This window comes from Algibacter sp. AS12 (assembly GCF_046736315.1).
Taxonomy (GTDB): domain Bacteria; phylum Bacteroidota; class Bacteroidia; order Flavobacteriales; family Flavobacteriaceae; genus Algibacter_B; species Algibacter_B amylolyticus.
In genome coordinates this window covers 597391-611043 of sequence record NZ_CP151841.1, presented here as the reverse complement: position 1 = coordinate 611043, position 13653 = coordinate 597391, and the positions used below count along the sequence as shown (strand labels likewise).

11 protein-coding genes and 1 other RNA gene are annotated in these 13653 nt (G+C 31.0%); 3 read left to right on the top strand and 9 right to left on the bottom strand.

What is annotated here, in order from left to right:
- Positions 1–58: 58 nt before the first annotated feature.
- The 3 genes from avs4 to ssrA form a co-directional block, all read right to left on the bottom strand.
- Positions 59–4747, bottom strand: coding sequence for an AVAST type 4 anti-phage nuclease Avs4 (gene avs4, locus AAFN75_RS02555; RefSeq protein WP_411808092.1), 4689 nt, complete (start codon positions 4745–4747; stop codon positions 59–61).
- 158 nt (positions 4748–4905) lie between these two features.
- On the bottom strand, positions 4906–5925 hold the full coding sequence (locus AAFN75_RS02550; RefSeq protein ID WP_411808091.1) for a hypothetical protein: 1020 nt from the start codon (positions 5923–5925) through the stop codon (positions 4906–4908).
- Positions 5926–6494: 569 nt separating this feature from the next.
- Positions 6495–6889, bottom strand: a transfer-messenger RNA (tmRNA) gene (ssrA, locus tag AAFN75_RS02545).
- A gap of 277 nt (positions 6890–7166) precedes the next feature.
- Here ssrA and AAFN75_RS02540 point away from each other — a divergent pair.
- The gene (locus AAFN75_RS02540; RefSeq protein WP_411809264.1) at positions 7167–8372 is read left to right on the top strand and encodes an NAD(P)-dependent oxidoreductase; all 1206 of its coding nucleotides are present in this window, start codon (positions 7167–7169) and stop codon (positions 8370–8372) included.
- On the opposite strand, the gene AAFN75_RS02535 is transcribed toward AAFN75_RS02540, so the two are convergent.
- The 5 genes from AAFN75_RS02535 to AAFN75_RS02515 all read right to left on the bottom strand — a co-directional run bounded on the left by AAFN75_RS02535 (position 8351) and on the right by AAFN75_RS02515 (position 12216).
- Positions 8351–8920 (bottom strand): DUF1361 domain-containing protein, encoded by a 570-nt coding sequence (locus tag AAFN75_RS02535; RefSeq protein WP_411808090.1) that lies wholly within the window; start codon positions 8918–8920, stop codon positions 8351–8353. The two genes, AAFN75_RS02540 and AAFN75_RS02535, sit on opposite strands and share 22 nt — an antisense overlap.
- Before the next feature lie 83 nt (positions 8921–9003).
- Positions 9004–9381 carry a DUF2809 domain-containing protein gene (locus AAFN75_RS02530; protein WP_411808089.1) on the bottom strand — a complete coding sequence of 126 codons (378 nt, stop codon included), beginning with the start codon at positions 9379–9381 and terminating at the stop codon, positions 9004–9006.
- Positions 9382–9813: 432 nt separating this feature from the next.
- Complete coding sequence (creD, locus tag AAFN75_RS02525) at positions 9814–11184, bottom strand: cell envelope integrity protein CreD (protein WP_411808088.1); 1371 nt, start codon at positions 11182–11184, stop codon at positions 9814–9816.
- Positions 11185–11237: 53 nt separating this feature from the next.
- Positions 11238–11531: a winged helix-turn-helix domain-containing protein gene (locus tag AAFN75_RS02520; protein WP_411808087.1), complete on the bottom strand. Its 294-nt coding sequence runs from the start codon at positions 11529–11531 to the stop codon at positions 11238–11240.
- A 73-nt stretch (positions 11532–11604) separates the two neighbouring features.
- The gene (locus tag AAFN75_RS02515; RefSeq protein WP_411808086.1) at positions 11605–12216 is read right to left on the bottom strand and encodes a hypothetical protein; all 612 of its coding nucleotides are present in this window, start codon (positions 12214–12216) and stop codon (positions 11605–11607) included.
- A 91-nt stretch (positions 12217–12307) separates the two neighbouring features.
- Between AAFN75_RS02515 and AAFN75_RS02510 the strand changes: the two genes are divergently transcribed.
- Both AAFN75_RS02510 and AAFN75_RS02505 read left to right on the top strand, forming a co-directional pair.
- Complete coding sequence (locus tag AAFN75_RS02510; RefSeq protein ID WP_411808085.1) at positions 12308–12676, top strand: DUF1801 domain-containing protein; 369 nt, start codon at positions 12308–12310, stop codon at positions 12674–12676.
- A 73-nt stretch (positions 12677–12749) separates the two neighbouring features.
- Positions 12750–13217 carry a hypothetical protein gene (locus AAFN75_RS02505; RefSeq protein WP_411808084.1) on the top strand — a complete coding sequence of 156 codons (468 nt, stop codon included), beginning with the start codon at positions 12750–12752 and terminating at the stop codon, positions 13215–13217.
- Positions 13218–13346: 129 nt separating this feature from the next.
- Here AAFN75_RS02505 and AAFN75_RS02500 read toward each other — a convergent pair whose 3' ends face one another.
- Positions 13347–13541 carry a CDGSH iron-sulfur domain-containing protein gene (locus tag AAFN75_RS02500; protein WP_411808083.1) on the bottom strand — a complete coding sequence of 65 codons (195 nt, stop codon included), beginning with the start codon at positions 13539–13541 and terminating at the stop codon, positions 13347–13349.
- Positions 13542–13653 lie beyond the last annotated feature (112 nt).

Here is a 13653-nt window from a genome sequence, read left to right as displayed (position 1 = left end):
TTTCTTTAGTTTTTATGTTTTTATAGCTCAGTGATTTTTTTATAGCGGTTGTTTTTTATTATAAGATACTCTCTCTCAATAAATATCCGTGTATAGAACCTCTCTCAATCATAAATTCAAGTATCGGAATAACTTTGTTTTTTAATCTTATTTCCTCCCTAATTTTTTGTTTGTTAATGAAAATAAACTTTCTCATAAATCGCTCTAAATAAATTAAAGTATGCGCTTCTAAGTCTTCAAGTTTTAGCAGGCTATTGGTTGATGCAATATTGTAAACCCAATCAATACCTTCAGTTTTAAAATGACTTCCAATTGTATCTAATACTCTCGTAATTGAATATAAAACAGAAGGAATATTCCCTATATCTTTAGATGCATTTGCATAAAGAGATAAGCTATCCATTTTTAAACTATGCCATTCTTCAATTCCATCATTCCACCAACGCCATGCTAAAAAATAGTTTATAATTACTTGTTTTAAATAGTAATTACGAGAGTATGTACATATTGATATAATTTTTGGATATAAACAATTCCAAACATACCAAAATTGCTCATATCTGTTTAATTTGTTTTCTGCTGAAACAAATTCACCTATGAGAGACGCTACTTCCTCTGTGGCCTCAAAGGAATTAATAATAGGATTAAGATATAAATCAATTTCTTCTGTTTTTCTAAGTAAAATAAAAGTTGCTAGTTTCTTGAAAATTTGATTTCGTAATGAGTAGATTTTAGTATTATCTCCATATTCTCTATCATAGTCTCTTCTGTCCATCAATAAACGAGAAGCTAACAAGGGTAAAGTTTTAGTGATAATCTCTAAATGAATACTGTCTTTTGTATTAGAAGGTATCAATTGATATACAATTTCTAAATCATGTATATCTAATAAGTCGATATCTGCAATATCAAATAACAATTTTGAGAAGGAAAAATCCGTTGTTTTTTTATCAAATTCTTCTAGTATTGAACTTTTAGATATTCCTCTTCCAAAGCTTCTTTCTTTTCTTTTTTTAGATTCTATGCTTTTATAAATGGGTATAAGTTTTATATAACCCAAAAATATTGCTTGAGCTACTTTAGGGTTTTCTTCCCATAATTTTGATACATGGATTGATTCAATCACATAATCGCATATTCTTTTGTAGTTACCGATAGGTGATTTATCAAATAATGCCATAAGCATAAGTGAAAGATAGTCTTCTTTTTTATTTGGTAATTCTTGGATTAATTTAGTTATAGCATGCAAAGAAGCTTCAACTCCATCACTTATTTGATAGTTGTATTCATCAGAAAACAATCTGGATATTGATGAAAGAATAATATTTTCGCAAAAATGTTTGTCTTCCTTTGATAGTATTTTAGAATGTTCAATTATTAATTTTGAACAAACAAAAGATGGAATATCACTATCTAGTCTAAATATCCTTTTGCCTAATTTAAGTTCTTTAATTAGCTGTTTAGTTTCAACAAGAGCCTGCTGCGGATCGGTTTCATATTTTTCATATTTATTTTCACCTGAGCTATGTATAAAATTAGCCCATAATTTTAGAGGTGTATATTTGATTTCTTCGTTAATTTTACTAACGGTATCTTCACTATTCTTCCTTATTTTTTCTGGTAATTCTTTAGGTGAAAATTCTACTAAAAGATTATTGTTTTCTTGTTCAGTAACTTTTGATTTGAGATTTCTTCTATCCATTCTAGATAAAACTAGAATTAAATAATCGTCAGAAATGGAACTTTCTGAATACAAAATTTTATGAGTATCAATTATATTATAAATTTTATTTATGAAATTTGTATTTTCTTCTGGAGTAAATCCTCTTACACCATTAAATTGGTACATAAGGCATAAGCTTTCTAAACTTGTTTTTCGATGTTCGTATTCTGATGATTTTATTCTCTCATCTGTGTAAAGTGCATCTCTAAGCTTGTCTAATCCGTATCCAATAGAAGTCGTTGATTTTATATGAAATTCAGATGAACATCTAATTAAATCGAACCTAAAGAGTTCTATGGTTTTAAATAAAATTAATGATGTTTCATGAAATTTATCTGGAAATGCTAATGTTAAACTACAGATTAAAGAAGTTAAGGAAGCTGATTTTGATTCGGTAAGAATTTTTAAAACAATAAGCCGTAATTCTTTGGGTTTTAAAACTTCTGCAAATTCTAAAAGAGTTTTTTCAAGAGCCATATGGATACATTGCAATATACTTGGCCCTGAAATTCCTCTATACAAATCCCATAATGATGCATTTACATATTGTTCAATAAAATCTCCATCTATTTCTAGTTTTATTTCTAATAAATCACCATTTCCATATGATGAATTTTTATAGTGTGCAACTGCTTTATTAGTAAATCGAATTATGAAATCTAGTGTTTTCCAAAAGTCACTTTGAAGTAACCAATATATTGGTGTTTGATTCGCACTTGCTGGAAAATAATCAAAACTATGATGTCGAGTTATTAAACCATATTTGTTTTCAATACTATCTCTATCATATCCAAAATCATCGAGTTTTTTTTCTCGTTTTTGCCAAAATATATTGCATAAATCAATAACTGATAAAGGAAGTACATTTATTACTTGCTTTGCTAAGTAAGGTTTTACTAAAATTTTTAAGCATAGACCATGATAAGGATCATTATGATTTAGCCACTTATTTTTTAAAACTTTATCGAAAGTTTCTTTTAATTCTAACTTTATCTCGTTTGCTGCATTAAAAACTACTTTTAATAAATTTTCTTCAGCCTTGTCATGAATTAAAAAGTTTTGTTCGATTTCGGTTCTCTGAATAACACTTAGTGCTAGTAAACCTGAGTATTTTGTAGTTTTACCATTTTTATTATAATTACACCAATCTGTTAAAAGAGGTAAAACTAGGTTTAGGTTGTCATCAAAAAATTCAGTTTTATATTTATAAATAAACGCAATGACCTCTTGCCAACCTTTCCCTTTAGGTTTTATAATATCAATACTGTCAAATGCAGAAATATCAGTGCAAGCTATCCTTAGAAGAAATAAAACTCTTTTTAAGATTTGGAATTCCTTTGCTATAATCTCATTTTCAAAAAACTTAAAGAACGACTTTGAATATTCTGAAAGCAATACTGAAATTAATAACTCATCTTTCCAAAATTGAGTGATTGAATTTTCGCTAAAGGCGTCCTTGATAAAATTTTCAATTTCTTGGCTGTTTTCAGATAATTGATCGGATAGCCATAACCTGAATGCTCTTCGTATTGGTAAAGAATTTCCTATTTCATCAAAAAATAGTTTAATATCGGTGTAATTTGCATAATTACGAGAAACAATTTTGTCTAAAGACCATTCTTCATAGATGTCATGGGTAATGAAATATCCGTTATGAATATCATCATACCCAAGTATTTCATCTTGCTTTAATTTAAATAATGCAGATGGAGGTAAATCTTCAGCATTTATATAAAAGCGACCAGTAGCGCATCTTTTTTTTACAATATGTATTAAGCATCTTTCTCTTTCAATATGTAGATTATCTTTTTGGATAAGATTGTTTTGAATTCTTTTTTTCCAGAGTAAATTAATAAAGGATTTAAGATTGCTTTTTTTATCAATATTTGAATAAAATTGAGCATAATCATTAAGGTAAAATAGATTTCTAAGCCTTTCAATAAATTTTTGATTTTCGGGTAATGAGAAATCAAAATCTTCAGAAATTGATTTTAGTTCATCAATACTTATTAAAGGAATGTCGTGAACAACGAATGATAATTGGTAATTCTCTTTAATATGAAATGTTAAATCATTGAGATAAGAATAACGAGTGGTAAATATTATATTCCATCCAGCTTCATTTAACTTTTTTATTAAAGTATTTAAAATATCGCCATTTGTGATTTCGGCAAGTTTTTCAGCCGAATCAATCACAAATATTTTAATAGACTCGTTTTGATAAGCATTAATGAACTGTGCAAAGGAATAATTGTTGTCGTATTTAAATAAATCATTGACGTGATTAACATTTAATTCGGTTGCCTTAACAATGCAGATGGGAATTTTTCTGTTTTGAATACTATAAAATTCTTTAAAAAGAGCAGTTTTTCCACAACCTCCTTCACCAGAAATAATAATATTTCCTTTCTTATTTGAAGCTTTTATGATTTTTTCAATAATCTTACTTCTGTCAATCTTTATTTTTTTATCACCGAAAGGTATTTCTGTTTGAATTGCTTGTAAAATATTTTTATTATGATTTTTAATTTCATCAATCAATTTTCCCTCATTTGGTTCCAGGCTAAAAAAATCTTTATAGATGTATTTATTTTCAGGTAGCGCTAGTTGAAGTTCAAAATGGCTTGGTACACGCCAGACTATTTCTAATTTTAGCTTTTTAGCTTCAAACTCAATATCGATATGATATTTTGATTTTTTTTGTCCTGTTTTTGTGCTTTCAGAGAATTCCTGATTTAAATAGAAAAGAATCTTACTTAGTTTTGGATTTTCTCTTTTAGCTTTCTTAATTGACGAAATTATTTCTGATTTTTTACCTGAAAGTGGAACTGTATAATATTTTGCTTGGAACCCATAATGTTCTCCATCTTTTTCCAGCGGTTCTGTTTCGATTCCAGTTTGGTTTTTAAAACGAAATAATCCGATTCTATTATTCAATTCCGCACAGAAAAGCAGATAAGACATTTCTTCAAAGGCCCATTGTTCTCTTTTATCATATTTTAAACCAAAAATATTCCAATTCATATTTCACTTAATTCATCTTTTATTATTATCCGGAATGTTTGAATTTACTGCCTACGTGTTTCTTTAGTTTGCATTAAATAATTTCATATAGAAAAGAAGGGGCTAGGCTTGTGTTTCTCATAGGATACGGTGTTGGTTACAGTTGTTTTTAGGTTAAATTAAATTTCTGAAATAGTATAATTAATTGACATTCCGTTTTCAGAGTCTTGATTTAATTCTACCGTTAAGAAATCATTTGAACCAACAACTTCAATATATCCAATACTATAATTTTCATTTTCTGTTACGAAATAATAAGGTGTACTTCCATCTTTATATTCGCCTTGATAAACTTTTGTAAAATTGATAACTATATCTTTATAATTTTTGTTTTTGACAATTAGTATGCCTGGATTATTATTTGATTTTAAGGAAATGAAATGAGGATTATTTATGTTTGGTTCATTCATTTTTTCTTTTCCAATTACACCATTTTTCTTGTTTTTTATGGTTACGGTAAAAGCCCTTACGTTCTTGTTGAATGAAACTTTCGGATAACCCATAACTTCATAGAAATTTTTTTCCTCTTCTACGATTTTATTGTTGGAATGAGGTTCCGATTTTTCTTTATTTTCTGCATACAATTTATTAAAGGTTTCAGATATTCGACTTTTGGAATAACTATCATCGGTACAGATTTCGCATATTTTATAATTGTTTTTCTTTGCTCTCTTTATATCTATTTTTGAAATTTCTGCTTCGCAATTTCCAAGTCCATTACATTTCAAGTTTGTGTGATATGCATAAGCATCATCGCTTATACAAACAAAAACTGAAGTGAATTCAGTATTACTTTCAAGGAAAGTATTTAATTTCGACGGGAACTCCAATGAAATACGCATTTCACCATAATTAAATCGAATTTTGTTTCCTCCAAAAGTCTCGTAGTTATAGGCTATATTTTCATTTGGGTCAGTGCAGAATTTATATTTAAAAATAGCATTGTTCTGAATTTCGTGAATTATGGATAAGAATTCGCTGTCTGTTTTAAAGTCGAATGTGGCATTTACTCCAGTAGTCTTATGAAATTTTATGTATTTACTGTCTCCCTTACCATGAAAGTACGGTAATTCTTCCTTTCCGCCTGTAAAATAATCTCCACTATTTAGTAAACGTACTTTTAAGCTTTCGGATGTCAAACTTAAATCATTGTATGTTATTTCTTGACTGAATATTAAATTCGAAACTATAAAGGTTAATATGAATGCGAAATGTTTTATCATAATTATTGCCAACATAAAATATATAAAAAGTAAAGGATTTACTAACCCACTACCTTCTGATTTTACCTTAGCCAATTTAGTGAATATAAATTTAAAATGTAGGAGAAATATTTATTTACTAAATTGGCGACTGTGCTTTTGTATATAGTCTTTTGGAAGAACAAAATCCCATGTTTTTTATAGACATCCTTACATGGTTGGTTATTTAAGTAATTTCAACCCTCTATTTTAATTAACTTTTTTCAATCTTTTATTTTCTATTTCAAGATCTATTTTGCATTTCTTTTATTTCTTCTTTAGATTTTTTAATTTACCTTTTTTGTTTATTATTAGTCCATCCTGATATTTCAAGTGTGCTAAAGTAATATTGTACAAGGAAAGTAATAAAGAAGAAGATATTGAAAAAGAATTTAAAATAAATTCTGTCAACTATTTTGTCAACCAAAAAAACAAACCCTCATAAACATTGGTATTATGAGGGTTTGTAGTGGAGTCGGAGAGAATCGAACTCTCGTCCAAACAAGTAACCAAAGAGCTTTCTACACGTTTATTCTTTTCTTGGTTTTTCGATTATAAGCTGGTTAAAGACAACCCACTTATAACTTAGCTTCTTTAGTTTCGTAAAAGCATCAAAGCACTACTTAAACTATATTGACATTTACGATGCCTCAAAATGGAACGCCGTCAATCAAGGCTTTCCGGAGACATAAAGCATGTACACCTTGTGTACCTAGGCTAATTCTACTATAATTCGAATTATGCTGCTAAAGCGTAGTTATTCTCGCCGTTTAAAATTTGGTCTAGCCTTTAACGTGTTTCAATGCCATTACACGACGTGCTTACCGTTCAATTAATCTCGCTGTCAAAACCAGTCGACCCCAATTTAAATAAAATAGTAAATGTTGTCACTTCGAGTGGCCCGAATTTATTTCGGGTTGTATCGAGAAGTGGGCGTTACCCAAAAGGGTCGGGCTCTCGGCAGTCGCTTTTTTGTGTTGCATAGGTGCAACAACACAAAAAGAGCTTCAACAAAGCCTCCATCCCTAACGCGGGCAGCAAAGTTATCAAAAAACTTTGTATACCACTTCAAAACTAGTACATTTAGTTCAAAATTTATACCAAAGCAATCCCTGTCAGTAAAAAATCAACATATGAGTATCACTTTTGCCATTATAAAAGAGCGTAAAAATCCACCAGATCGTCGTGTGGTGTTTTCACCAGCCAAATTAGTACAAGCTAAAACCCAATTTCCCAATGCTACTTTTAAGGTGGAAAGCTCAGATATTCGTGTGTTTTCAGATCAAGAATATAAAAATGCAGGGTTCGAGGTAACTAGTAATGTTTCAGATTGCAATGTCATGCTAGGTGTAAAAGAAGTCCCAATCGATGCCTTAATACCAAACAAAAAATACTTTTTCTTCTCGCATACCATAAAAAAGCAACCCTATAACCGTAAGCTATTAAAAGCCGTATTAGAAAAAAATATAGAACTTTACGACCACGAAACCATAGTTAGCAATAAAGGGTTTCGTTTAATAGGTTTTGGGCGTTATGCAGGAATTGTTGGTGCTTATAATGGTTTTAGAGCTTGGGGGTTAAAATACAATACCTGGAATTTACCCAAAGCAGGCCCATTACCAAATCAAGCCGCATTAATAAACGAGCTCAATAATTTACAAATACCAAACATAAAAATACTATTAACCGGAAGCGGAAAAGTAGCTAACGGCGCTCAAGAAATGCTAGACGCTATGCATATTAAAAGTGTTTCTGTGCAAGACTATTTAAATAACACCTTTAACGAGCCAGTATATTGTAAAATCGATGTGTTAGACTATAACAAGCGTAAAGACGGACAGGTAATTAATAATCAAGATTTTTTCGATAATCCGCAGGAGTACGTTTCAGATTTTATGCGATTTGCTAAAGTAACCCAGTATTACATAGCCGGACATTTTTACGGAGATGGTGCACCATATCTGTATACTAGAAGCGATGTAAAATCGGCAGATTTTAACATAAAAGTAGTAGCCGATATAAGTTGCGATGTCGATGGGCCAGTAGCAACAACATTAAAAGCATCAACCATTGCAGATCCTATTTATGGCTACGATCCAGACACCGAATCCGAAATAGATTATAAATACGATAACGCCATAACCGTAATGGCAGTCGATAATTTACCATGCGAACTTCCGCAAGATGCCAGTGAAGGTTTTGGCGAGATGTTTTTAAAACACGTTATTCCAGCCTTTTTTAATAACGATGCCGATGGTATTCTTAAACGTGCCAAAATTACCGAAAACGGAAAGTTAACCGAGCGCTTTTCATATTTACAAGATTATGTTGATGGGTTGGAGTAAAACGTTTTAAAAGCCCAATTCCCGAGCCATAAAAAAGCACCAAAAAGTATAGTAAATAACCAGGCTTCTTGGTGGTTAAATGGTTTTATAGAAATTTGTAAAATATCTATAAACAGAACTTTTGGGTTACTTATAATTTCCCAAGAATTATAGCGTAAAAACCGACCTAAATACACGCCAAATCCTGAGAGGAAAATGGTAGTTGAGCTTATGTATTTTGCCGTCTTTTTATTTGTTAGGTTTAGTAGCATGGTTTTCATGTCGTTAATAGACAAATAGAAAAGCAAGATACCGGTTAATGCAAAGGCCATAATTACCAAAATATCCAACCATAGCAAATGGGTGGTACTTACTTTTAAATGTAGTAAATCGGTTATTATGTATGGCGCGTTGGGTAAAAAAAGCAGCCATATACAAAACCAAAGTATAAACACATATTTATTAAGCTTGGGAAGGCTTACTAAATATGTGGTTATGGCAAATGGTATAACGGCTAAAAATAAATTCCATACTAAAAACAAGTAGAAAAAAGAGTAGGTTAACTTCATTCTAATCATGAGTAGAAAAATGCTAAATAGTATGGAAATGCTAACTAAAGCAAATGTTTTAAATCGGGACAAAAAGAGCTGTTTTATGTAATCCATAGTTTGTAAACTTTATATTCTAAAATTATTACGGTTATTATACCAAGTGAATAAGCCACTAAATCTGAAATTTGAAACGTACTGCCTAAAATGAGATTGGCTAGTTGGTTGTTATGCAAATTAAATAGTTCGAGAAAATTGGTGAGTTGCAAAAACTCGACGGTAAATGCTATAGCTAAAACTATTACTGCAATTTTAAAATGATGACCTTCTATAAAGGTTTTAAAAAAACAGTAAAGTAAGATAACACATAAAAAATCGCCAAAGGTATGCCTAATAAAACCTGTTTTTAGGTAAATGGCTATAAGCGTTTCTATTGTAAACAAGAGTATAGTTAGTAGTAAATATGTTTTGTTGAGTTTCATAGATGTGATTTATATTCCGGATAAAATGACTAGCGCATAAATTAGAGCTATTGGAAGGTTTAGTATAATTATACCGATAGTTTTAAGTATTTCTAAGTGATACTTTTGGTTTCCTATCATTTTAAACGAGAGAATAATTTGTAATATAATGTTAGTAATAAACGCAACGATTGTATAAATTAAACCATAGTAAAGTAAGTCTTAATAGGATTTAAGATAGAGTTGCAATGCAAACAAAATCGTACCTATGGCAAAGCTTAATACTGCAATGGTTTTACTGGTTGTTATCAAGTTTTTCATGTTGTTGGGTTTTGCGTTAGCGATTGAAACGGCATCCTTTTTTGAGGTACGAGAAAAAGATATAGTGTAAAGCGCGACCCCTCCCGATAACTATCGGGATCGGGGTAACGCCCACATACTAATTTATATCAATTAACCGTTGTGCCAATCTATTTTTCGAGATACAAACATAACGATGGCTAGTATTAGGAATAAGCCAATGCTGCCAACTAATAAGGCGTAGTTTTCTAATTGAATGATAACGTAAATAAAGGCGTAAAGTCCTGTTAACGATAGCCCAATAAATAGTGGGAACTTAAAGGTTTTTAAAATGGATTTTGAATATAAAGTGATTAGTACAATTACCGATGTGCCTGCAATTACATAGGCTTTTAGGAAATTACTGTGCTCCGATATGGATACTAATAGCGTGTAAAACATGGTTAATGCTAGCCCAATCATTAAATACTGGAAGGGGTGAATGTTTATTTTACTTAGCGTTTGGATAAGGAAGAAAACTAAAAAAGTAAGCCCGATAACTAGAAAACCGTATTTAGCAGAGCGTTCGCTTTTTTGGTATTCGTCTACCATGACCATAAACTTTGTTCCGAAAGCAAATTGACTTAGTTTAGGAATGCTCTTTAAGTGTTGTTGCGAGAAGGCTCTGTTTATATGAAGTATTTTCCAATCGGCTTTAAAACCGTCTTTTGTAATGCTTTTTGTTTCGTCGTTCGGAAGGTAGTTTCCCATAAAGCTTGGGTCTGCCCAATTGGAATTCATATGCATGGTTGTGGTTTTTCCTATGGGAATTAACTCTATTTGGCGGCTACCATTAAAGGTCATGGAGAAGCTAAAAGGCATATTTTTTGTTTTTAATAGCGTTTCGTTTTTAATTAGCGCAGATTCTAATACATCGAGACGGCTGTTGTTATTTTGATTAAAATTGGTTTCGAAACTGTATGCTTTGTCTTCTAACTTTATTTGTACTTCGCTTTTTATGCCTTTTAAGTTAGAGGTTTTAATAATTATAGAAGAGTCGTTCCAAACAACATCTTCCTGTTTTATGCCTTTTGCCGTTAAATCTACAGGAATATAGTTTCCTGTAAAGTCCATTGTAGTAGTAAATACAGCCGACTCAAAGTTGCCTCGTTTTAAAGTTTTTGAATTTACATCTACTGTAGCGTTGAGGTGTTCTGGAAATATATAGGCATACTTAATATGCGTTTGTGTTTCTTTAAAATAGGTTTTAGTTTTTTCGTTAAAGGTTTTGGTTTCACTGTATGTTTTATAAGGGAGTTTTAAAACTGGACCGTAAACTAAAACATCGTTTCCCCATTTTTTATTTATTTCGTTTACCACATCTTTTTGCCTAAAGGCTCTTTCGTTTATTAAACTATTAATGTATGATAATGGGACTAATAAGATTATAACGAGAAACCCGACCATGAGCATTCTTGCCGTTATTGAAGTTTTAAGCCAATGCCCAAATTTGTTTTGCTGCAGATTATTGTTTTGTGTTTCCATTTGATTTTATTTTAAAGTACTTTGAAATTCAAAGTAAAGTGGTAAAAAAAATTTTACTGTTTGTTTATTAATTTTTCTAGTGCGCTAATATGCTTTTTAAATTCTACTCTGCCCAAATTTGTGGTAGAGTATCGGGTGTTTGGTTTTCTGCCAATAAATTGTTTTTCTACTTTAATGTATTCGGCTTTTTCTAGAGCTTTGGTGTGGCTAGCCAAATTACCATCAGTAGCTTCTAAAAGTTCTTTTAGCATTTTAAAATCGGCATATTCGTTTACCATTAAAATAGACATAATGCCTAATCTAATACGATGATCGAATGCTTTATTTATGTTGGTTATTATACTCATATTATTTCCTGCTAAGGCAGGAATCTAATTAATTTTAGGTTCAAAGTTACTGAATACTGCGACTACACACCACTTACTTATTAATATCATACTTAAAATGCATCCACGTACCATAAATAATATGCATAACTCCAAAGCCTAATACCCAAAGCCAAAAACCATAACCCGGATACAGTGCCGCAATTAGTCCTAAAGCTATTTGTATAAACCCTAAATATTGGATGTCGCCAATACTATATTTTGATGCGTTTACAAGTGCTAAACCATAAAAAATAAGCATTAAACCACCTGTATGGCCATATTTACCTTGGCTAAGTATAATTATAATATAAAGCCCACCAGCAACCATAGGAATTAAAAAATTGTATACCAGCCTTTTTGAGGTGGCATCCCAAATTTTGGCTCCGTGTTTTTTAGCTTTTTGGGTTGTTAATATAATTCCTGTAACGATACTTAAAAATGCTACCATGAGTAATATAAATAAGCAAATTCTAAATATAGTGCCATCTAAAATTAAATAACCTCTTACCGATGTGGTTACTAGCCAATAGGCCACAGCAGCTCCAATTAGAGCATAAATACCTGCAAGTATGCCCGATAACCCACTAAGAGAAATAAAACGAGATGATTTATTCATCATGTTTTTAATCTCGCTTATGTCTTTTAGATAATCTTTTGATTCCATATAAAAGTACTTTGAATTGCAAAGTAAATAATAATTTTTGACTTTTGCTTTATAAACTTTTGTTAAAGTTTATAATTAATTAAATTTACGAATGAATCCAGCGGAAGACTATATCCTAAATCAGCCAGAACCTTATCGTTCCATCTTAATGCATATTCAAGTGATTATAGAACATGCTATTCCTGAGGTTGAGCTAAAATATAAATGGCGAATTCCTTGTTATTATTTAGGTGAAACTCCCTTGTGTTATTTAAATGCGAGTCATAAAAAACAATTTGTCGATGTTGGGTTTTGGCATTCGGCATACCTCGATAAATTTGATGCTTATTTGGTTAGCGAAAACCGCAAGGTGGTTAAATCGCTGCGCTATAAATCTCTAGAAGATATTGATGATACCATATTTATTGCCATTCTAGAAGAAGCAAAAAAGCAAAAAGGAAAATCGTTTTACAATAAGTAAATAAACGCCTTTAAATACTATAATGACGGCTTTCAAAATAATACATTTGGCTCCAAATCTATAAATACGTAATATGAATAAATTTTTTTTAGGCTGTTTTTTGGCCTTCAGTTTTTTTAGTTGTTCTAGTGATGATGGTAATGATAGTGGTGTTAAAAATGAAATATTAACAGGTACTGTTGAGGGAAAACCATTCACTTTTGTTGGTGGAAAAGCCTTCGATACTTCGTTTAATAATGAAACATTACTTTCTGTTAATTTAACAAATGAGCGTGCAGATTGTAGTAGTACTATTTTTGATTATGGTTTAAGTATTAGTGTTGATGTACCTAAAGCGGTAGGAACTTATAACGATGTTAATATAGTTACTAAAGATAATGATAGTCAAGATCCGCCATTTAATAGTATAGGCCAAACTGTAGAGATTACTGCTATTAGTGCTACCGAAATATCAGGAAAAATGAAGCTTAATAGAGAAGCTAGCACTATTGCAGAAGCGAGTATTTTTGAAGGAACTTTTACTGTGCCAGTATGTGAGTAAATATAATTAGCAGTCTTTGCTAAATAAAAAAAGCGTTAGTTTCAAAATATGAAACTAACGCTTTTTTTATTTAATGTTGTATTGGTTTAGTTATGAGAACCATCGCAATACGGCGGGTTTTTAGTTAGTTTACAGGTACAAAGGTGAGCTGTTTTTTCTTCTTCTACCGAAAAAAATTAAAGGTGTTGTTGCCTTTGCTGTTTTATGAGCACCATTGCAAAACGGTTGGTTCTCGCTATGTCCGCATGTGCACCATGCATAATTTTTATTCGCTTCTAAATCGCATTTAACAGGAGCGGCGCCTCCTCGTGTATTATTTTCCATAGTATTTGTTTTAGTGACACGTAAAATACTATTTTAAACAAACTAATAGTGCCTTTAGTTAGAGAACACGGGTAGTTAATAACGATTCTAAATTATTTTGAAGGGATGATTT

Excerpts from the sequence above, each read along its gene's own strand:
- avs4 (WP_411808092.1), bottom strand. The coding sequence starts at position 4,747 with ATGAATTGGAATATTTTTGGTTTAAAATATGATAAAAGAGAACAATGG.
- AAFN75_RS02535 (WP_411808090.1), bottom strand. The coding sequence starts at position 8,920 with ATGAAGTTAACCTACTCTTTTTTCTACTTGTTTTTAGTATGGAATTTA.
- AAFN75_RS02530 (WP_411808089.1), bottom strand. The coding sequence starts at position 9,381 with ATGAAACTCAACAAAACATATTTACTACTAACTATACTCTTGTTTACA.
- creD (WP_411808088.1), bottom strand. The coding sequence starts at position 11,184 with ATGGAAACACAAAACAATAATCTGCAGCAAAACAAATTTGGGCATTGG.
- AAFN75_RS02520 (WP_411808087.1), bottom strand. The coding sequence starts at position 11,531 with ATGAGTATAATAACCAACATAAATAAAGCATTCGATCATCGTATTAGA.
- AAFN75_RS02515 (WP_411808086.1), bottom strand. The coding sequence starts at position 12,216 with ATGGAATCAAAAGATTATCTAAAAGACATAAGCGAGATTAAAAACATG.
- AAFN75_RS02510 (WP_411808085.1), top strand. The coding sequence starts at position 12,308 with ATGAATCCAGCGGAAGACTATATCCTAAATCAGCCAGAACCTTATCGT.
- AAFN75_RS02505 (WP_411808084.1), top strand. The coding sequence starts at position 12,750 with ATGAATAAATTTTTTTTAGGCTGTTTTTTGGCCTTCAGTTTTTTTAGT.
- AAFN75_RS02500 (WP_411808083.1), bottom strand. The coding sequence starts at position 13,541 with ATGGAAAATAATACACGAGGAGGCGCCGCTCCTGTTAAATGCGATTTA.